17 protein-coding genes and 1 pseudogene are annotated in these 20,033 nt (G+C 58.4%); all 18 read right to left on the reverse strand.

What is annotated here, in order from left to right:
* Positions 1–192 precede the first annotated feature (192 nt).
* Positions 193–1,110: a UDP-3-O-acyl-N-acetylglucosamine deacetylase gene (lpxC, locus tag ERD80_RS06995; RefSeq protein WP_127833677.1), complete on the reverse strand. Its 918-nt coding sequence runs from the start codon at positions 1,108–1,110 to the stop codon at positions 193–195.
* Positions 1,111–1,211: 101 nt separating this feature from the next.
* Positions 1,212–2,366: a cell division protein FtsZ gene (gene ftsZ / locus ERD80_RS07000; protein WP_021507556.1), complete on the reverse strand. Its 1,155-nt coding sequence runs from the start codon at positions 2,364–2,366 to the stop codon at positions 1,212–1,214.
* Positions 2,367–2,437: 71 nt separating this feature from the next.
* Entirely contained in the window at positions 2,438–3,694 is a 1,257-nt protein-coding gene (gene ftsA, locus ERD80_RS07005) for a cell division protein FtsA (protein ID WP_013507861.1), read from the reverse strand.
* Positions 3,691–4,530: a cell division protein FtsQ gene (ftsQ, locus tag ERD80_RS07010; protein ID WP_058780440.1), complete on the reverse strand. Its 840-nt coding sequence runs from the start codon at positions 4,528–4,530 to the stop codon at positions 3,691–3,693. The genes ftsA and ftsQ overlap by 4 nt, the downstream gene beginning before the upstream one ends.
* 1 nt (position 4,531) lies before the next feature.
* Positions 4,532–5,452, reverse strand: a complete 921-nt coding sequence (locus tag ERD80_RS07015) for a D-alanine--D-alanine ligase (RefSeq protein WP_136546333.1) — start codon at positions 5,450–5,452, stop codon at positions 4,532–4,534.
* On the reverse strand, positions 5,445–6,920 hold the full coding sequence (gene murC, locus ERD80_RS07020) for a UDP-N-acetylmuramate--L-alanine ligase (RefSeq protein ID WP_031279704.1): 1,476 nt from the start codon (positions 6,918–6,920) through the stop codon (positions 5,445–5,447). Before murC ends, ERD80_RS07015 begins: the two co-directional genes overlap by 8 nt.
* A 70-nt stretch (positions 6,921–6,990) precedes the next feature.
* A complete protein-coding gene (gene murG / locus ERD80_RS07025; protein WP_021507560.1) occupies positions 6,991–8,049 on the reverse strand; it encodes an undecaprenyldiphospho-muramoylpentapeptide beta-N-acetylglucosaminyltransferase in 1,059 nt (352 codons plus the stop codon).
* The gene (gene ftsW, locus ERD80_RS07030) at positions 8,046–9,260 is read right to left on the reverse strand and encodes a cell division protein FtsW (protein ID WP_136546335.1); all 1,215 of its coding nucleotides are present in this window, start codon (positions 9,258–9,260) and stop codon (positions 8,046–8,048) included. Before ftsW ends, murG begins: the two co-directional genes overlap by 4 nt.
* Positions 9,260–10,576 (reverse strand): annotated as a pseudogene (gene murD / locus ERD80_RS07035) (UDP-N-acetylmuramoyl-L-alanine--D-glutamate ligase). The gene ftsW and the pseudogene murD overlap by 1 nt, the downstream one beginning before the upstream one ends.
* 2 nt (positions 10,577–10,578) lie before the next feature.
* Positions 10,579–11,661 carry a phospho-N-acetylmuramoyl-pentapeptide-transferase gene (mraY, locus tag ERD80_RS07040; protein ID WP_021507563.1) on the reverse strand — a complete coding sequence of 361 codons (1,083 nt, stop codon included), beginning with the start codon at positions 11,659–11,661 and terminating at the stop codon, positions 10,579–10,581.
* A complete protein-coding gene (gene murF / locus ERD80_RS07045) occupies positions 11,655–13,016 on the reverse strand; it encodes a UDP-N-acetylmuramoyl-tripeptide--D-alanyl-D-alanine ligase (RefSeq protein WP_021507564.1) in 1,362 nt (453 codons plus the stop codon). Before murF ends, mraY begins: the two co-directional genes overlap by 7 nt.
* Positions 13,013–14,500 carry a UDP-N-acetylmuramoyl-L-alanyl-D-glutamate--2,6-diaminopimelate ligase gene (gene murE / locus ERD80_RS07050; protein WP_021507565.1) on the reverse strand — a complete coding sequence of 496 codons (1,488 nt, stop codon included), beginning with the start codon at positions 14,498–14,500 and terminating at the stop codon, positions 13,013–13,015. Before murE ends, murF begins: the two co-directional genes overlap by 4 nt.
* Entirely contained in the window at positions 14,487–16,256 is a 1,770-nt protein-coding gene (locus ERD80_RS07055; protein ID WP_136546337.1) for a peptidoglycan glycosyltransferase FtsI, read from the reverse strand. The genes murE and ERD80_RS07055 overlap by 14 nt, the downstream gene beginning before the upstream one ends.
* A 16-nt stretch (positions 16,257–16,272) precedes the next feature.
* Positions 16,273–16,593: a cell division protein FtsL gene (gene ftsL / locus ERD80_RS07060; protein WP_021507567.1), complete on the reverse strand. Its 321-nt coding sequence runs from the start codon at positions 16,591–16,593 to the stop codon at positions 16,273–16,275.
* Positions 16,590–17,531 carry a 16S rRNA (cytosine(1402)-N(4))-methyltransferase RsmH gene (rsmH, locus tag ERD80_RS07065; RefSeq protein ID WP_136546339.1) on the reverse strand — a complete coding sequence of 314 codons (942 nt, stop codon included), beginning with the start codon at positions 17,529–17,531 and terminating at the stop codon, positions 16,590–16,592. Before rsmH ends, ftsL begins: the two co-directional genes overlap by 4 nt.
* Positions 17,532–17,533: 2 nt before the next feature.
* The gene (gene mraZ / locus ERD80_RS07070; RefSeq protein WP_021507569.1) at positions 17,534–17,992 is read right to left on the reverse strand and encodes a division/cell wall cluster transcriptional repressor MraZ; all 459 of its coding nucleotides are present in this window, start codon (positions 17,990–17,992) and stop codon (positions 17,534–17,536) included.
* Positions 17,993–18,484: 492 nt separating this feature from the next.
* Positions 18,485–19,495 carry a catabolite repressor/activator gene (gene cra / locus ERD80_RS07075; RefSeq protein ID WP_010615604.1) on the reverse strand — a complete coding sequence of 337 codons (1,011 nt, stop codon included), beginning with the start codon at positions 19,493–19,495 and terminating at the stop codon, positions 18,485–18,487.
* A 197-nt stretch (positions 19,496–19,692) separates the two neighbouring features.
* Positions 19,693–20,033, reverse strand: a 341-nt coding sequence (gene ilvN, locus ERD80_RS07080; RefSeq protein WP_136546341.1) for an acetolactate synthase small subunit, incomplete at its 5' end; no start/stop codon positions are given.

The following is a 20,033-nucleotide window of genomic DNA, read 5'->3' on the forward strand; positions in this document are numbered from 1 at the left end:
CACTTATGTGGGGCTTCGACATCAGGGATTAAAGGGCTTACGGCGGATTTCACGTTTTTTTGCGCAGGGTTTGGTCGCTGACAACAGGGTTTTGCGAGCGGGATTACAGCGCCAGCGGCAGGCAATAAAAAACGGCGGGTTCCACTGACCGGAGAGGGTGTCAGGGAAGCCCGCCGTTTGATGGCTGACTAATTAAGCCAGCACTAAATTTGGCGCTTTGAAGGCCAGTGGCAGTTCAGCTTCGTCTTCGAAGGTCGCCCATTCCCAGGCTTCCTGTTTCGCCAGCACCGCCTGCAACAGTTTGTTGTTCAGCGCATGGCCGGACTTGAACGCAGAGAATGCGCCAATCACGTTATGACCACACATGAACAGGTCGCCGATGGCGTCCAGCATTTTGTGACGCACGAACTCATCTTCAAAGCGCAGGCCATCTTCATTCAATACGCGGAAGTCATCGAGGCCAATCGCACAATCTAAACTACCGCCCAGGCACAGGCCTTTAGACTGCAGATATTCGATTTCACGCATAAAGCCGAAGGTGCGCGCACGGCTAATCTGACGCACAAAGGATTCAGCCGAAAAATTGAGCTGGTAACGCTGCGAGCTTGAGTCGATCGCCGGATGTTTGAAGTCGATGGTGAAGTCGAGTGAAAAACCATTGTACGGTTTGATCTCGGCCCACTTATCGCCATCTTCTACCCGTACCGCTTGCTTCACGCGCACGAATTTCTTCGCGCTGTTCAGCTCTTCGACACCGGCATCCATCAGCAAATAAACAAAAGGCGCGGCACTGCCATCCATGATCGGAATTTCTGGCGCATCGACTTCAACAATAATGTTGTCGATACCCAGACCTGCCAATGCAGCATTCAGGTGTTCAACCGTCGAAATACGCACGCCTTCATCATTCACCAGGCAGGTACTCAGCATGGTGTCGCGCACGTATTTTGCATCAGCCGGGAAATCAACCGGTGGATTCAAGTCAGTGCGACGATAGATGACCCCGGTATTAGCCGACGCAGGGCGTAAAGTCAGCGTGACTTTTTTGCCGGTATGCAAACCGACGCCAGTCGCCTGAACAATACGTTTTAATGTCCTTTGTTTGATCATCGCATTATCTCGCAATATTACCCATCCGACCGCCAGTATAAATTACCGGCGGGCGAATACTTTAGCACAAAGAGCGGAGAATCCCAATTCTCAGGATATTCTTAGTCTGCCTGTTTACGCAGGAAGGCTGGAATATCAAGATAGTCAGGCTCTTTGCTGGATGACGCTGGCTGGTCATTCACCACTTTCGCGGCCGGTTTCTGCTCCTGCGGCAGCGGCGCCATGCCGTGCTGCTGGTAGCGATGATCCATGACCGGCTGAGTCGCAGGCTTGTTAGTCACCAGGGTGATTTCCGGACGTTTGTCCATGCCGATACCGGTCGCCACCACGGTGACGCGCAGCTCGTCGTTCATCTCTGGATCCAGCGAGGTACCGATAACCACGGTCGCGTTGTCCGAGGCGAAGGCGCGGATGGTGTTACCCACGGTTTCGAACTCATCCAGGCGCAGGTCGAAGCCCGCCGTGATGTTGACCAGCACGCCACGCGCACCCGACAGATCGATATCTTCCAGCAGCGGGCTGGAGATCGCCATTTCGGCCGCTTCTTCAGCACGGTCTTCACCACAGGCAACGCCAGAACCCATCATCGCGTAACCCATTTCTGACATCACGGTACGCACGTCGGCGAAGTCGACGTTCATCAGACCCGGACGGGTAATCAGTTCTGCGATACCCTGCACCGCACCTTTCAGCACGTCGTTAGCCGCACCGAAGGCATCCAGCAGAGAGATACCACGGCCCAGTACTTTCAGCAGCTTGTCGTTAGGAATGGTGATCAGTGAATCAACATGCTTGGACAGCTCTGCGATACCCTGCTCAGCAAACGCCATGCGTTTTTTCCCTTCGAAGTTGAAGGGCTTCGTCACCACCGCAACCGTCAGGATACCTAAATCTTTGGCTACTTCAGCCACCACAGGAGCTGCACCGGTACCAGTACCGCCACCCATGCCCGCGGCGATAAACACCATGTCTGCCCCTTCCAGCGCAGAACGCAGTGCTTCGCGATCCTCTTCCGCCGAGGTACGACCGACTTCCGGGTTAGCACCCGCACCGAGACCTTTGGTGATATTGGTCCCGATCTGAATCGTCTGGCCGACCGCCGTTTTACGCAACGCCTGTGCGTCGGTATTCACAGCGAAGAATTCCACACCTTCGATACGCTCGCGTACCATGTGCTCTACGGCGTTGCCACCGCCACCGCCGACGCCGATGACTTTAATCACCGCGTCATTGGTTAATTCCATAGGTTCAAACATGATTTCTCTCCGTTATGTGCCTGTCGCCTGGAGATCATAAACATTGCCTGATGATCTCCTTTTTCAAAAAATTAAAACTCTTTCTTCAGCCAGCTGTTGATGCGTTTAAACCAATTGCCCACTGAAGCACGTTTTTCCGTTTCTGCATCACCGTTCATGTGTGACTCTTTGCCGTAATGCAGCAGGCCAACCGCCGTCGAGTAGTACGGCTCCTGCGCATAATCCGTCAGGCCGGTGATGTTAAGCGGCTGACCGATGCGCACCTGGGTGTGGAACACCCGCTGTGCACAGGCCGCCAGACCTTCAATCTGCGCCGCACCGCCGGTCAGCACAATACCGGCTGCCAGATGGTGCTTCACGCCCTGCTGGCGCAGTTGCTCCTGCAGTTGCAGAATCTCGTCGTTCACCAGATTCAGCAGTTCGGTGTAACGCGGCTCAATCACTTCTGCCAGCGTCTGGCGCTGCAGGCTGCGCGGTGGACGTCCACCCACGCTCGGCACTTCGACGTTTTCGTCTTTGCCGACAATCGAACCCAGCGCACAACCGTGACGCACTTTAATCGCTTCGGCGTCGGTTGGCGGTGTGCCAAAGGCATAGGCGATGTCGCTGGTCACCACGTTCCCGGCATAGGGGATCACTTTGGTATGACGCAGCGCGCCGCCGGTGTACACCGCGATATCCATTGTACCGCCACCGATGTCAACAACACAGACTCCCAGCTCACGTTCATCTTCGGTCAGCACCGAAAAACTGGATGCCAGTCCGGCAAAAATCAGTTGGTCAACTTTCAGGCCACAACGTTCAACGGCTTTCACGATATTTTTTGCCATATCGTTGTGGCAGGTGATGAGATGCACCTTGGCCTGCATGCGCACGCCGGAAAGGCCAACCGGATTTTTGATGCCTTCCTGATAATCGATGGCGTATTCCTGTGGAATCACATGCAGAATACGATGTTCGTCGCGCACGCGAACGGATTTCGCCGTATGCACCACGTTTTCCACATCATCCTGAGTGACTTCCTCTTCGGAAATCGGAACCATCCCGATTTCGTTCTGACAACTAATATGTTTGCCCGATAAAGCAAGGTATACCGACGAAATCTGGCAGTCTGCCATCAATTCCGCCTGGTCGATGGCGCGCTGAACGCACTTCACCACCGACTCCAGATCGTTCACGCCGCCTTTGTCCATACCGCGGGACGGGCAGCTGCCGACGCCAATAATGTTGACCATACCATCGGGCAGAATTTCCCCAACCAGGGCGGCGACCTTCGCAGTGCCGATTTCAAGTCCTACTACCAGTTTTCTGTCCGTTGCCTTGATCATTGTGGTTTAGCCTGTGCCTGGTTTTGTTGCTGATTACTGTCCTGTGGCTCAATCGGTGCCGGTGCCCAGCCTACTGCGGCGCCGGAGTCATAGCGTAGATCAACATAGCTGATACGCTGGTTCTGACTCTGGCCCTGCTGCTGCAACTCCGGATAGAGCTCAATAAAACGGTTCAGACGCTTCATGGTGTCGCTGCGCCCCAGTTCGATGCGCACATCGTCACTGGTCACCAGCTGCCACGAGCGCCGCGCCGTCATCGACGCGACCTTCAGGGTAAACTTACTGGCCCGCAGCACATCACTCATGGTGTGATAGCCAGCCAATACCTCTTTCTCACTGCCTTCCGGCCCATACAGCATCGGCAACGTTTCTTTGCCGATGTGGCTGGCCGGGACGCTGAAGGAGACGCCATCGGCGTCCACCATGTGCGAGTCATTCCAGCGTGCCACCGGGACAAACTCCACCAGGTTTATCTTCAGCTCATCAGGCCACTGCTTGCGCACGCTAACCTGTTTAATCCACGGTAAACGCTCGATCTGCTGCTGGATAATGTCCACGTTCTGCGACATGAACGTTCCCGGCGCGCCGAGCGATAAAATCGCCTGACGAATATCATCGTGCGTGGTGTAGTGGGTTTCGCCCGTCACCACCAGCTTCGACAGCGGCAGACGCGACGCATCATTCATCCACTTCAGCACCACGAGGCCGCCAGCCACCATGATGCCCATCACCAGCAGCAGGAACACGATGCCAAACAGCCGTGCTCCGTTGCTCCGTCCGGAGCGCGCACGCTCCTGAGGTTCGCGATTTCTAACGCGCAGTGCCGCCTGAGACATATCAGTCAGCCAGCTCCAGAATGCGCGCCACCAGTTGCGGGAAGCTGTATCCCGCCTGCATTGCCGCCATCGGCACCAGGCTGTGGCTGGTCATGCCTGGCGAGGTATTCACTTCCAGCAGCTGGAAATTGCCGTCACCGTCGACCATCACATCAACCCGTCCCCAGCCGCTGCAGCCTAACGCGCGCCACGCGGCCAGCACTAATGTCTGCAGTTCCGCCTCTTTCTCCGCACTCAGGCCGCTCGGGCAGAAGTATTGAGTATCGTCAGAAATGTATTTTGCTTCATAGTCATAGAACTCGCTGGCGGTCTGAATTCTGATTGACGGCAGAATTTCGTCGCCGACGATGCCCACGGTATATTCGGCACCGCTGAGAAAAGCTTCCACCAGCACGTCATCATCATGGCGAAACGCCTCCTGCAGCGCGGCTGGCAGCGCTTCCGCCTGGTTCACGCGGCTGATGCCAACGCTGGAACCTTCACAGCTTGGCTTCACAAACAGCGGCAGTCCGAGCGCGTCAATCGACGCCTGCGCTGCAGCATCCAGCCCCTGCTCATACTGCTGGCGCGTCAGCCAGACAAATTTGCCCGCCGGCAATCCCCTGCCCTGCCACAGCAGTTTGCTGCGCAGTTTATCCATGGTGATGGCCGACGCCATAACGCCGCTGCCGGTGTAGGGCAGTTGCAGAAACTCCAGCAGCGCCTGCAGCGTGCCATCTTCGCCACCGCGACCGTGCAGCGCGATAAACGCTTTGGCAAAGCCCTGCTGCCGGAGGTCCAGCACTGAGACGTCACGGGTGTCGACACCGTGCGCATCAATGCCCATCTCGCGCAGTCCCGCCAGCACCGCGCTGCCGGACATCAGTGACACCTCGCGCTCGGCGGAGGTACCGCCCATCAATACCGCGACTTTCTCAGCCATGGCGCGCCTCCGTGTTCAGAGCCGGCTGCAGCTGAATCTCAGCCAGCTTGCGGGCAATTTTGCCGATGTTGCCGGCGCCCTGCACAATCACCAGATCGTCGCCAGACAGCAGCGGCGCCAGCGCATCCGGCAGCGCTTCGTGCTCGGAGACCAGAATCGGATCGACCTTGCCGCGATTGCGGATGGCACGGCACAGTGAGCGACTGTCCGCGCCCGGAATGGCGGCTTCGCCCGCCGGGTAGACATCCAGCATCAGTAACACATCCACCTGCGACAGCACATTGGCGAAATCATCGAACAGGTCGCGGGTGCGCGTGTAGCGATGCGGCTGAAACACCATCACCAGCTTTTTCTCTGGCCAGCCGGCGCGCGCCGCTTTGATGGTGACATCCACTTCGGTCGGATGATGGCCATAATCGTCGACCAGCATCGCGCTGCCTGGCTTACCGTTAACGGCAGCGGTGTCAAACTCGCCCAGCACGTCGAAACGTCGACCGGTGCCCTGGAAACTCTCCAGCGCCGCCAGAATAGCGTTGTCGTCAATGCCCTCTTCGCTGGCAACCGCCACGGCTGCCGCGGCGTTCAGCGCGTTATGACGACCCGGCGCATTCAGCGTCACGTGCAGCACCGGTTTGTCCTGACGAATCAGGGTGAAGTGGCCCTGCGCGCCGCGCTGTTCGTAGTTTTCGACCCGCACATCCGCATCGTCGCTGAAACCATAGGTGGTGACCTGACGGCCCACGCGCGGAATCAGGTCGCGAATCACCACATCGTCCACGCACATCACCGCGCGCCCGTAGAACGGCAGGTTGTGCAGGAAGTTAATAAACGTCTGCTTCAGGTTCTCAAAATCGCCCTGATAGGTATCCATGTGATCCGCTTCGATGTTAGTGACAATCGCCACCATCGGTTGCAGATGCAGGAAAGACGCGTCGCTTTCGTCCGCTTCCGCAATCAGATAACGGCTGCTGCCGAGGCGCGCGTGCGTACCCGCCGCTTTGACCAGACCGCCATTGACGAACGTCGGATCGAGACCGCCTTCCGCATAAATACTGGTCACCATCGCGGTGGTGGTGGTTTTGCCGTGCGTGCCGGCAATCGCGATGCCGTGACGGAAACGCATCAGCTCAGCCAGCATCTCCGCCCGGCGGATCACCGGGATACGCTGCTCACGCGCCGCCACCAGCTCCGGGTTGTCCTGCGCCACGGCGGTGGAAACCACGACGACGCTGGCGTCGGTAACATTTTCCGGGCGATGGTTGAAGTAAATGGTCGCGCCCAGCGAGGCCAGATGCTGCGTAACCGGATTGGGCGCCAGATCGGAGCCGCTAATGTGATAGCCTTCGTTCGCCAACACCTCGGCAATACCGCCCATGCCGGCACCGCCGATGCCGACAAAGTGGATGTGCCGGACGCGACGCATCTCGGGCACAATAGAACGCAGTTTTGCCAATTGTTGTGTATTCATCTGTCTCTGTTACCTGTTTTCCCGTTTGCACCTGCATTCAGATGCGGGCCAGTCAAACTGACCGGTTAACTTACTTCGCGACGCGCGCAACCTCTTGTGCCACCCGTTCGGTCGCATCAGGAATCGCCACCTGGCGGGCTTTTTCCGCCATCGCCAGCAGCGTGGCGCGATCCCAGTGGCGCAGCGTGTCTGCGACGGCCGCAGCAGTAAACTGCGGCTGCTCGAAAATTTTGGCCGCGCCGGCTTTTTCCAGCGGCAGCGCATTCCAGTATTGCTGACGATCTTTGTGCTGGAACGGCACGAAAATCGCCGGTAAACCCGCCGCCGCCACTTCACTGACGGTCAGCGCGCCGGAGCGGCACACCACCACATCGGCCCACGCATAGGCTTGCGCCATGTCATCGATGAACTCGGTGACCTTGTGCTGCGGCTGGCCAGTGGCCTGATACGCCTGCTGCACGGTCTCCCGTGCGCCTTTGCCGGTCTGATGCCACAGCGTGATGGCGTCACCCAGTTCGGCGGCGACCTGCGGCACGATCTGATTGAGGATGCGCGCGCCCTGACTACCGCCAATCACCAGCACGCGAATCGGCCCGCTGCGGTGTGCCAGACGCTGCGCCGGCAGCGGCAGCGCCAGCACATCATTACGTACCGGGTTGCCCACCACCTCGGCAGTGGGGAACGCGCCCGGAAAGGCCTGCATCACTGTGGTGGCGATTTTCGCCAGCCACTTATTGGTCAGGCCGGCAATGCCGTTCTGCTCGTGCAGCACCACCGGGATGCCGCAACTCCACGCCGCAAGGCCGCCCGGACCGGAAACATATCCGCCCATGCCCAGCACCACATCCGGCTGCCAGTTTTTCATGATGCGGCGCGCCTGGCGCCACGCATTGAAGATGCGCACCGGTGCCAGCAGCAGGGCCTTTACGCCTTTGCCGCGCAGTCCGCTGATGCGGATGAAGTCGATATCGATGCCATGCTTTGGCACCAGATCGGCTTCCATCCGGTCTGCGGTTCCCAGCCAGCGCACCTGCCAGCCTTGTTCGATCAGATGATGCGCCACGGCCAGTCCGGGGAACACATGTCCGCCGGTACCCCCTGCCATGACCATCAGCCGTTTACCACTCATCGGGCACCTCGGGTAAACGCCTGGGCTTTTGCCAGACGTGTTTCATAATCTATGCGCAATAAAAACACGATGGCGGTCGACATAATGATCAGACTCGATCCACCGTAACTGATCAGCGGCAGCGTCAGGCCCTTGGTCGGCAGCATACCCGCCGCCGCACCAACGTTAACCAGCGCCTGGAAGCTAAACCACACGCCAATGGAACAGGCGAGGAAGCCGGAAAAACGCTGGTCGATCTCCAGCGCGCGACGGCCAATCGACATTGCGCGAAAAGCGACGAAGAATACCATCAACAGCGCCAAAACCACACCGACATAACCCAACTCTTCACCGATAATTGAGAAGATAAAGTCGGTATGCGCTTCCGGCAGATACTCCAGTTTCTGCACCGAGTTGCCCAGGCCCTGCCCCCAGAACTCACCGCGGCCAAACGCCATCAGCGACTGGGTCAGCTGATAGCCGCTGCCGAACGGATCTTCCCACGGGTTCCAGAAGGAGGTCACGCGGCGCATACGGTAAGGTTCCGCGATAATCAGCAGCACCACGGCGAAAATGCCGGAGCAGATAATCGCCAGGAACTGCCACAGTTTGGCGCCCGCCAGGAACAGCATCGCCAGCGTGGTAACAAACAGCACCACCACGGTGCCGAGGTCCGGCTGGGCCAGCAGCAGCACCGCCAGCACCACCATCACGCCCATCGGCTTACAGAAGCCCCAGAAGTTGTTCCGCACCTCTTCCACTTTGCGCACCAGATAGCTGGCGAGATAGCAGAACAGCGACAGCTTGGATAACTCCGCCGGCTGAATACGCAGCGGCCCGAGCGCGATCCAGCGCGATGCGCCGTTAACCGAGCTACCGACCACCAGCACGATCAGCAGCATCGCCACCGAAGCCATCAGCATCGCGTTGCTGTAGCGCTGCCAGAAATCCATCGGTACGCGCAGCGTCACTAACGCCATACCCAGCGCCAGGGCGATATAAAAGGCATCACGCTTGGCAAAGTAGAACGGATCGTCGTTAAGACGCTGTCCAACCGGCATCGACGCCGAGGTGACCATGACAAAACCGATAATCGCCAGGCCAAATGTCAGCCACAGCAACGTGCGGTCATACAGCACCACCGGCGCGTCGTCGTTGTCGCGCGCGCCCATCACCCAATCACGCAGGCGCAGCGAAATAAAACTGGCGATACTGGCTCCGGGAATACGCATCAGCTCAGCTCCTTCGCCAGTTGCGCGAAGCGATCGCCGCGCTGTTCAAAATTACGGAACTGGTCGAGGCTGGCGCAAGCCGGTGACAGCAGCACCAGGTCGCCCGCCTGCACCTGAGCGGCAATCTGCGTCATCGCCTGTTCGAGCGTGTCGGTGCGCGTCGCCACCGCCGGACGCAGCGCGGCCAGCGCATCGCCGTCGCGGCCAAAGCAGAACAGCCTCACGTTGTCGCCCTGCAGATAGCGCGCCAGCGGCGTAAAGTCCGCCCCTTTGCCATCGCCACCCAGCAGCAGCCACAGCGTACCTTTCACCTGCAGGCCGTTAAGCGCGGCTTCGGTGCTGCCCACGTTGGTGGCTTTCGAATCATTAATCCAGCGCACGCCATGCGCTTCGTGCACCAGCTGGAAGCGATGCGGCAGGCCGCTGTAGGTGGTTAACGCTTTCAGGCTGGAAGCGCGCGGGATCTTCACCGCATCGGCCAGCGCCAGCGCGGCCAGCGCATTGGTGTAATTGTGCTGCCCGACCAGCTTCATCTCGTCGGTATTAAGGACTTTCTCGCCCTTCACCCGCAGCCAGGTACTGCCCTGCTGCTGGTTGAGGTGATAATCGCCAACGTCGATGCCAAAGCTGACGCAGCGGCGATCGGCGCCGCGCACCGGCATGGTCATGCCATCGTCGGCATTCACCACGCAGATATCCGCGTTTTCATAGATACGTAATTTAGCGGCGCGGTACTACTGCATGCCGAGCGGATAGCGATCCATATGATCCTCAGTGACGTTGAGGATGGTTGCCGCCGCTGCTTTCAGGCTGTAGGTGGTTTCCAGCTGGAAGCTGGAGAGCTCCAGCACATACAGCTGCGCCGGCGATTTAAGCAGCGTCAGCGCTGGCAGCCCAATGTTGCCGCCTACGCCCACCTGCCAGCCCGCAGCGCGCGCCATTTCGCCCACCAGCGTGGTGACGGTACTTTTGCCATTGGAACCGGTGATCGCCACAATCGGCGCCTGCGCCTCACGGCAGAACAGTTCGATATCGCCGACAATTTCAATGCCGGCGTCGGCCGCTTCGCTCAGCGCCGGGTGCGCCAGCGCGATGCCCGGGCTGGCGATGATCAGATCGCATGCCAGCAGCCAGTCGCTGTTGATACCGCCAACGTGGCGCTCCACCTGCTCTGGCAGTTTGTCCAGCCCCGGCGGTGACACACGGGTATCCATCACGCGGGGCGTCACGCCCTGCGCGAGGAAGAAATCAACACAGGACAGGCCGGTAATGCCTAATCCAATGATGACGACTTTTCTGCCCCGATAGTCAGCCATGATTAACGTACCTTGAGCGTTGCCAGGCCAATCAGCACCAGCATCAGCGAAATAATCCAGAAGCGCACGATCACGCGCGGCTCCGGCCAGCCTTTCAGTTCATAGTGGTGGTGAATCGGTGCCATGCGGAAAATACGCTGACCGCGCAGCTTGAACGAACCCACCTGCAGGATCACCGACAGCGTCTCAACCACAAATACGCCGCCCATAATCACCAGCAAAAATTCCTGACGCAGCAGCACTGCCAGCGTGCCCAGTGCGCCGCCCAGCGCCAGCGAACCCACGTCGCCCATAAAGACCTGCGCCGGATAGGTGTTGAACCACAGGAAGCCGAGACCGGCCCCGACAATCGCGGTACAGACAATCACCAGCTCACCGGCGTGGCGCAGATACGGGATGTGCAGATACTCGGCAAATTTCACGTTACCGGTCGCCCAGGCCACCAGCGCAAATCCCGCCGCGACAAACACCGTTGGCATGATGGCCAGACCATCCAGACCGTCTGTCAGGTTTACCGCATTACCGGTTCCGACAATCACAAAATAGGCCAGCACCACGTAGAACAGGCCGAGCTGCGGCATAACATCTTTGAAGAACGGCACCACCAGCTGTGTGGCAGGCGTATCTTTACCGGCGATGAACAGCGCGAACGCCACGCCGAGCGAAATCACCGACATCCAGAAATATTTCCAGCGCGCGATCAGGCCCTTAGTGTCTTTACGCACCACTTTGCGATAGTCATCAACAAAGCCAATTACGCCAAAACCGACCAGCACCACCAGCACGCACCAGACGTAAGGATTGGACGGATAAGCCCACATCAGCACCGAAACCGTGATGGAAGTCAGAATCATTATGCCGCCCATGGTCGGCGTGCCGCGCTTGCTGAAGTGCGACTCCGGACCATCGTTACGTACCACCTGGCCAATCTGCAGTTTCTGCAGCCAGGCGATCAGGCGCGGGCCCATCCATAAAGAGATGAACAGAGCGGTCAGCAGGCTGACAATGGCGCGAAACGTCAGATAGGAAAAGACGTTAAAGCCGGAATAAAATGCGACCAGATGTTCGGCCAGCCAGACTAGCATGTTCCTTTCTCCTGTAAGCTCTGTATTACCTGCTCCATGGCGGCACTACGTGAACCTTTAACCAAAATAGTGATGTCCGCATGTAGGGACAGCAGCGTGCGTAAACGTTCAGTCAGTTCAGCTTTACTGGCGAAATGTTCGCCCCGGCCGCTGCTTTCACTAATCAAATGGCTGAAGCTGCCGGTGCTCAGCACACAATCAATACCGGCGGCTTTCGCCGCTTCGCCCACCTGACGATGACAGGCTTCGGCTTCGTCGCCCAGCTCGCCCATGTCGCCGACCACCATGACGCGGAAGCCCGGCATATCGCCCAGCACCTGCGCAGCGGCGGTCATCGAGCCAACGTTAGCGTTGTAGCTGTCATCCAGCAGCAGCTGATTACCGGCGAGGCGAATCGGGAACAGGCGCCCAGGAACGGGCTGTAAGGTTTTAAGGCCAGACTGGATAGCGGTTAACGGCGCGTCAACCGACAGCGCCAGCGCGGCAGCAGCCAGCGCATTAGCGATATTGTGCCGGCCCGGCAGCGGCAGCTCGACGGCGATGTCGCCGCGCGGCGTGTGCAGGGTAAACAGCGTGGCGTCAGCGCGCAGTACGATATCGCTGGCGCGGAACTCCGCGTCTGCCATCGGCTGCGGCGAAAAGCGCCACAGGGTTTTGTCAGCAAACTGCGGCTGCCAGTTGGGCAGATCGTTGCTGTCAGCGTTGATGATTGCAGTGCCGTGCACCGGTAAGCCGCCAAAGATTTCGCCTTTGGCTTTTGCCACGCCCGCCAGTGAACCGAAGCCTTCCAGATGCGCCGCCGCCAGATTGTTGACCAGCGCGGTTTCCGGACGCACCAGATTGGTGGTGTAGGCGATTTCACCCTGATGGTTCGCGCCCATTTCAATCACGGCATACGCGTGTTGCGGGGTAAGACGCAGCAGCGTCATCGGCACGCCGTAATCGTTGTTGAGATTGCCGGCGGTATACAGCGTTTCACCGCACTGGCGCAGAATCGCCGCGGTCATCTCTTTCACGGAGGTTTTACCGGAGGAGCCGGTCAGCCCCACCACGCGCGCTTTCGCCTGCTGACGCACCCAGGCGCCGAGCTGACCAAAGGCGATACGCGTGTCAGCGACCACCACCTGCGGCACGTCGACCGCTAAACGACGATTCACCAGCAGCGCCTGTGCGCCACTGGCGATAGCGTCGGCGGCAAAATCGTGCGCATCAAAACGTTCGCCCACCAGCGCGACAAACAGGCTGCCTGGGGTAACTTTACGGGTATCCGTGGTGACATCAGCAATAGTGAGATCGCTGCCGTGCAGTTGCCCACCGCTAATCTCTGCCAGGGTTTTCAGCGTAACCGGAATCATGCCATTACCCCCAGCAAACGGGCGACGGTGTCGCGGTCAGAGTAGTCAAGGCGGCGGTTGCCGATGATTTGATAATCTTCATGGCCTTTACCGGCCACCAGCACGATGTCGTCGGCGCTGGCCTGCATCACCGCATGGGTAACCGCCTGCGCTCGTCCTGCAATAACGCGTGCCCGGCCCGGATCGAGCAGGCCGGTGAGAATGTCGTTAACAATCGCCGTCGGCTCTTCGCTCCGCGGATTGTCATCGGTGATCACCACGATATCGGCAAACTGTTCGGCAATCGCGCCCATCAGCGGGCGTTTGCCTTTGTCACGGTCGCCACCGCAGCCAAATACGCACCACAGCTGGCCCTTGCAGTGCAGCCGGGCCGCCTCCAGCGCTTTTTCCAGCGCGTCTGGCGTATGTGCGTAATCCACCACTACCGTCGGCTTGTGCGCGGCGGTGAACACTTCCATACGCCCGCACACCGGCTGCAGCTGGCTGGCACTGGCCACCAGCGTGTCGAGCGGATAATCCAGCGTCAGCAGTGTCGCCAGCGCCAGCAGCAGATTGCTGACGTTAAAGGCGCCCATCAGGCGGCTGTCAAACTCGCCGTTGCCCCAGCTTGAACTGAACTGCACGTGTGCGCCGCCGTCGTGATAATCGATCGCCGTCGCCTGCAGCCAGCGGCCACGACAGCCGGGCTGCAGATTGTTGCTCAGCGTAACGGCCACGGCATCCGGTAATTTTTCCAGCCAGCGGCGGCCCACTTCATCATCAGCGTTGATGATGGCCTCGCCTACCTGATGCTCAGAGAACAGCAGCCACTTGGCTGATTCGTAGCCCTGCATGTCACCGTGATAATCAAGGTGATCGCGGCTCAGATTGGTAAATACCGCGGCGGCAAACGGCAGCGCGGCCACGCGATGCTGCACCAGACCGTGCGAAGAAACCTCCATCGCGGCGACGCTAGCCCCCTGCCCGACCAGGTCGTGCAGAATATGCTGTACATCCACCGCTGAACCGGTGGTGTTTTCACTCGGCACCAGCTGACCGTACAGGCCATTGCCCACCGTGCCCATCACCGCACCGGTTTCGCCCAGCAGGTTGGCCCAATGCGCAATCAGCTGCGTGGTGGTGGTTTTACCGTTAGTGCCGGTCACACCAATCAGCTTTAATTTTTCAGCCGGCTGCTGGTAGAAACGCCCGGCCAGCGCGGAAAGGCGCTGCGGCAGCTGAGCCAGATAGATAACCGGGACGCCGTGCATCTCGCGGATATCCCCATCGCTGGCTTCGCCTTCAGCCTCGGCAATGACCGCCGCCACACCCTGGGCGATGGCCTGTGGAATAAATCGACGTCCATCAGCATGATGGCCCGCCACGGCGATAAACAGATCGCCAGCAGCCGCAGCGCGGCTGTCCAGTGTCATGTCACGGAGTGGACGCGCCGGCGCGCCAGGCACCCACGGGGCCAGCAAGTCGCGCAGGTTACGATCTGTCACTTGATTCCTCACTTCTCTTATTCTTCACCAACTCGTTTTTATCCACCGTTGGCAGCGCATCCGGTTCAATGTTCATGGTGCGCAGCACACCGCCCATGATGGCGCCAAACACCGGTGCAGAAACCGCACCACCATAATATTTACCGGCCTGGGGATCGTTGATCACCACCACCAGCGCAAAACGCGGGCGACTGGCAGGCGCAACGCCCGCGGTGTAAGCAATGTATTTATTGACGTAGCGTCCGTCCGGCCCGACTTTTTTCGCGGTACCGGTTTTGATCGCGATGCGATAGCCCTTGATGGCGGCTTTAACGCCACCACCACCCGGCAGCGCCACGCTTTCCATCATGTGCATCACGGTTTTCACCAGGTCTTCCGGGAAAACGCGCTCGCCCGCCACCGGCGGGTCAACTTTGGTAATCGACAGCGGGCGGTTGATGCCGTAGCTGCCAATGGTTGCGTAGACTCGCGCTAACTGTAACGGCGTTACCATTAGCCCATAGCCGAAAGAGAAGGTGGCCCTCTCTATGTCAGACCACCGTTGTTTTTGAGGGTATAAGCCACTACTTTCCCCGACCAGCCCCAAATTGGTCGGTTTACCCAGGCCAAAGCGCGCGTAAGTTTCTACCAGCGCTGAGGAGGGCATCGCTAACGCGAGGCGCGAAACCCCGACGTTACTCGACTTCTGCAGAACCCCGGTAAGGGTCAATTCGTTATAGCGCGCCACGTCTTTGATCTCATGACCATTGACGCGATACGGCACGGTGTTCAGAACGCTGTTCTCTTTCACCACGCCGCGCTGCAGTGCGGTCATCACCACCATTGGCTTCACGGTGGAACCTGGCTCGAAGATGTCGGTAATAGCGCGGTTACGCATGACGTCTTTCGGCGTGTTGCTAAGATTATTGGGGTTGTAAGCCGGGCTGTTGGCCATCGCCAGCACTTCGCCGGTGTTCACGTCCACCAGCACCGCAGTGCCCGATTCGGCTTTGTTGAAGGCAACAGCATTGTTCAGTTCGCGGTACACCAGCGCCTGCAGGCGCTCGTCGATGCTCAGCGTCAGGTTGTGCGCGGCGCGGCTATCGACCGAGGAGATATCTTCAATCACCCGCCCGTAGCGGTCTTTGCGCACGGTACGTTCGCCCGGCTCGCCGGTCAGCCATTTATCAAAGCTCTTCTCGATGCCTTCAATGCCCTGGCCGTCAATGTTGGTGAAGCCGATCAGGTGGGCAGTGACCTGGCCGGCCGGATAGTAGCGGCGCGACTCCTGACGCAGGTAAATACCGGGCAGCTTGAGCTTTTTCACGTATTCGCCAATCGCCGGGTTAACCTGACGGGCGAGGTAAATAAAGCGCCCTTTTGGATTGGCGTTGACGCGCGCCGCCAGCTGATCCAGCGGGATCGACAGCGCATCCGACAGCGCTTTCCAGCGGCTATCAACGGTGACGCCGCCGTGCTCGGTTAGCTCTTTGGGATCGGCCCAGATGGCGTTAACCGGCACGCTTACCGCCAGCGGCCGTCCGGCGCGATCGCTGATCATGCCGCGCGCGGTAGGCACTTCCTGCACGCGCAGCGAACGTAAATCGCCTTCCTTCACCAGCTTATCCGGGCTGATCACCTGCAGCCACGCCACGCGCGACAGCAATCCGCCCAGCGCCAGAAGAATACAGCCGCACAGCAACGCAAAACGCCAGCTTACAAAGCTGGCCTTATCTTCCTGTTTTCTTGACTTCAGCGTTTTGCCTGCGCCGCTCATTGAGGTCTGCGATTCCTTATTTCTGCACCACAATATTTTCCTGTGAAGGATCAACATGCTGCAACTGCAGCTTATCGGTTGCAATCCGTTCTACCCGGCTGTGATCGCCCAGCGCATTCTCTTCGAGGATCAGGTTGCGCCATTCGATATCCAGCGCATCACGCTCCAGTACCAGCTGCTCACGCTGCGCCGTCAGCAGACGGGTCTTATGCGTGGTGGTCACCACCAGCACCGACGAAACCAGCACGGCGATCAGCAGCAGCAGCGGGATCTTGCCAAAACGCAGCAGATCGCCACCAATGACGCCGGGCAGGCTGTGACGCTCATTGCCAATCACGATGCGGTTCTCTCAGCGATACGCAGGACCGAACTGCGCGCGCGCGGGTTCTCTTTGACTTCGGCTTCGCCAGGAATCAGCTTGCCGAGGGTTTTCAGTTCACGTCCGCCCAGCGCTTTCAGCTGGCTCTCGGTCATCGGAATCCCGGCCGGCACCTGCGGTCCGCGGCTCTGGTCACGCATAAAGCGCTTCACCAGCCGATCCTCCAGCGAGTGGAAGCTGATGATGGATAAACGCCCGCCCGGTGCCAGCACCGTTAATGCCCCTTTCAGCGCGATATCGATCTCTTCCAGCTCACTGTTGATCCAGATGCGTATCGCCTGGAAGCTGCGCGTCGCCGGATGCTTAAACTTATCTTTTACCGGCGTTGCCGCCGCAATCAGATCGGCCAGCTCTTTGGTGCGCGTCATCGGCTGTTCCCGGTTGCGCTCGACAATGGCGCGGGCGATGCGTTTTGCGAAGCGCTCTTCACCGTAGGTTTTCAGCACAAACGCAATGTCTGCCTCTTCCGCGCTCTGCAACCACTCGGCTGCCGACTGACCGCGCGTCGGATCCATACGCATATCCAGCGGCCCGTCGCGCATAAAGGAGAAACCGCGCTCGGCGTCATCCAGCTGAGGCGAAGAGACGCCCAAATCCAGCAGTACGCCGTCGATTTTGCCGGTCAGCCCGCGCTCTTCGACATACTCAGCCAGCGCTGAAAACGGCCCGTGCACAATCGAGAAACGTGGATCTTTTATCTCAGCGGCTGCGGCTATGGCTTGCGGATCGCGATCGATCGCCAGTAACTGTCCGTGCGCGCCAAGCCGCGACAGGATCAGGCGTGAGTGACCGCCGCGACCAAAGGTGCCGTCAATATAAATGCCGTCTTCCCTGATATTAAGGCCGTTAACCGCCTCATCCAGCAGCACCGTGGTGTGTTTAAAATTTTCCTGCATAGCTATAGCGACAAGTCCTGCAACCGCTCAGATAAAGGCTCCTGAGCTGACTGTTCTGCGTCAATATCGTCCTTAACTTGTTGATACCAGGTCTGTTCATCCCACAGCTCAAACTTGTTGAACTGTCCAACCAGCATCACTTCTTTGGTCAGGCTCGCATGCTGGCGCAACGTATTCGCCAGCAGTAAACGGCCTGCATTATCCATCTGGCACTCGCTGGCATGACCTAACAGCAGACGCTGCACGCGACGCTCGTTCGGATTCATACTGGATAACCGGGCCAGTTTTTTCTCAATAATTTCCCATTCGGGCAGGGTATAAAGCAGCAGGCAGGGCTGATGGAGGTCAATGGTGCAAACCATTTGACCCTGAGACTCTGCGAGCAGCAATTCGCGATAACGCGTCGGCACCGCCAGGCGCCCTTTGCTGTCGAGATTGACTAACGTTGCTCCACGGAACATGCCAGCCCTACCCCTCAGTTACCCGTTTTCACCACTTTATCCCACTTTTTACCACGAAACGAGTTTACGGAGCCGATGAAATCCTTGTCAAGCCGCAACGGCAAGTGAATATCACTCTTTACACCGAATGAAATTAACCGGAGAGAAGAATAAGAGGAGAATGAATGGTCAATTTAAAATTAACCTGATGAATAACAGTATAAAAAAAATTTGCGTCAGATTTATCGGTGAAAATTAGCGCAATTTTACCGCTGCGATTATTCTGCCCCAATCTGCGACGGCGGCGGCATTTTAGGGGATTTCTGAAAGGAAGCCCAGCACCATCGCGTCAGCTCTGCTATGCGCGATTGCTGAAGATGTAAACAAATAAGAAAATCCAGCGCCGATAATTCGTTAGCCGGGGCGATGATAATTTACGCTTTTTTACGCCCGTGTGCGTCTGGTTAAATAGGGATGAGAGAAATTAGCGCGGGCGACGTCTCGCCCGACGCTTCATTTAGCGCGACGACTTAATTGTCCGCGGCGGAATAAATTACGGCGAATACGGGTTAAACCTGGCTTCGGTTTGCGTGGCTCATCCAGCGAAGCCAGCACCAGCTCCAGCACACGCTCAGCAACATCGCGATGGCGCTGCCCTACCGCCAGCACCGGGCACTCAAGAAAGTCTAATAATTCGTGGTCGCCGAAAGTTGCAATAGCCAGGTCAGTTGGCAAGCGGCCGTCACGCTTCAGCGTCACGTCCATCACCCCCTGCAACAGGCCAAACGAGGTGGTAAACAGCGCTTCGGGCATCGCGTGGTCTTCAAGGTATTTTTCAAACAGCGTCGCCGCAGCGGCGCGGTCAAAGCTGTTGCAATAGATGAAATCGATCGGGCGCTCATCGCCCTGCCACGCCTCGCGGAACCCCATTTCACGCAGGAAGCTGACCGACAGCTCCGGCAGCGCGCCGAGAAACAGCACGTTTTTCACCGGCAGCTGACGCAATTCAGCCGCCAGCGCCTGCGCGTCATCCTGATCGGCACCGACCACGCTGGTGAAGTGTTCACGATCCAGCGCACGGTCCAGCGCGATAATCGGCAGCGGATCGTTGACCCAGCGCTGATAGAACGGATGTTCCGGCGGCAGCGACGTGGAAACGATGATCGCATCCACCTGACGCTGCAGCAGATGCTCAATGCAGCGCATTTCGTTATCCGGCTGATCTTCGGAACAGGCAATCAGCAGCTGATAGCCGCGCTGACGCGCCTGGCGTTCGAGATAGTTGGCGATGCGGGTATAACTGGTGTTTTCCAGATCGGGGATCACCAGACCAATCGAACGGGTGCGTCCGGCGCGCAGGCCCGCAGCCACCGCGTTGGGGTGATAGTTGTACTCACGCACCACCGCCATGACTTTCTCAACGGTTTTGTCGCTGACACGATACTGCCGCGCTTTGCCATTGATGACATAGCTCGCCGTGGTGCGCGACACGCCCGCCAGGCGCGCAATTTCATCCAGTTTCACGATGACACCTTAATTCTGATAAGCCAGGGCTGGCGAAAATGTCCGCAGAGTAGCTAAGGGTAAAACATTTGTAACATCTAACCGCAGAACAGTACGCTGAGCAACCGCTTTTCATGCACAAGCGGCCGAAGCGTATAAAATAAAAAAACCCGGCATTCCGCCGGGTTAGCTTGAAAACCGATGATAACTTTGCGGTATTAACGCATTACGCGATCGCCGCGTGATACCCCGACGATGCCGGAACGCGCCACTTCAACGATTTCCGCCACTTCGCGCACGGTGTTGAGGAACGCGTCGAGTTTATCGCTGGTGCCGGCCAGCTGAACCGTGTACAGCGTCGGTGTCACATCGATGATCTGCCCACGGAAAATTTCCGCGCTGCGTTTTACCTCTTCACGACCGTACCCGCTGGCCTGAATCTTCACCAGCATGATTTCACGCTCGACGTAAGCGCCCTGCCCCAGTTCGCTGACGCGCAACACGTCCACCAGCTTATGCAGCTGCTTTTCGATCTGCTCCAGCACTTTCTGGTCGCCCA

This window comes from Pantoea sp. R102, assembly GCF_004916815.1.
GTDB lineage: Bacteria > Pseudomonadota > Gammaproteobacteria > Enterobacterales > Enterobacteriaceae > Pantoea > Pantoea dispersa.

Excerpts from the sequence above, each read along its gene's own strand:
- lpxC (WP_127833677.1), bottom strand. The coding sequence starts at position 1,110 with ATGATCAAACAAAGGACATTAAAACGTATTGTTCAGGCGACTGGCGTC.
- ftsZ (WP_021507556.1), bottom strand. The coding sequence starts at position 2,366 with ATGTTTGAACCTATGGAATTAACCAATGACGCGGTGATTAAAGTCATC.
- ftsA (WP_013507861.1), bottom strand. The coding sequence starts at position 3,694 with ATGATCAAGGCAACGGACAGAAAACTGGTAGTAGGACTTGAAATCGGC.
- ftsQ (WP_058780440.1), bottom strand. The coding sequence starts at position 4,530 with ATGTCTCAGGCGGCACTGCGCGTTAGAAATCGCGAACCTCAGGAGCGT.
- ERD80_RS07015 (WP_136546333.1), bottom strand. The coding sequence starts at position 5,452 with ATGGCTGAGAAAGTCGCGGTATTGATGGGCGGTACCTCCGCCGAGCGC.
- murC (WP_031279704.1), bottom strand. The coding sequence starts at position 6,920 with ATGAATACACAACAATTGGCAAAACTGCGTTCTATTGTGCCCGAGATG.
- murG (WP_021507560.1), bottom strand. The coding sequence starts at position 8,049 with ATGAGTGGTAAACGGCTGATGGTCATGGCAGGGGGTACCGGCGGACAT.
- ftsW (WP_136546335.1), bottom strand. The coding sequence starts at position 9,260 with ATGCGTATTCCCGGAGCCAGTATCGCCAGTTTTATTTCGCTGCGCCTG.
- mraY (WP_021507563.1), bottom strand. The coding sequence starts at position 11,661 with ATGCTAGTCTGGCTGGCCGAACATCTGGTCGCATTTTATTCCGGCTTT.
- murF (WP_021507564.1), bottom strand. The coding sequence starts at position 13,016 with ATGATTCCGGTTACGCTGAAAACCCTGGCAGAGATTAGCGGTGGGCAA.
- ERD80_RS07055 (WP_136546337.1), bottom strand. The coding sequence starts at position 16,256 with ATGAGCGGCGCAGGCAAAACGCTGAAGTCAAGAAAACAGGAAGATAAG.
- rsmH (WP_136546339.1), bottom strand. The coding sequence starts at position 17,531 with ATGCAGGAAAATTTTAAACACACCACGGTGCTGCTGGATGAGGCGGTT.
- mraZ (WP_021507569.1), bottom strand. The coding sequence starts at position 17,992 with ATGTTCCGTGGAGCAACGTTAGTCAATCTCGACAGCAAAGGGCGCCTG.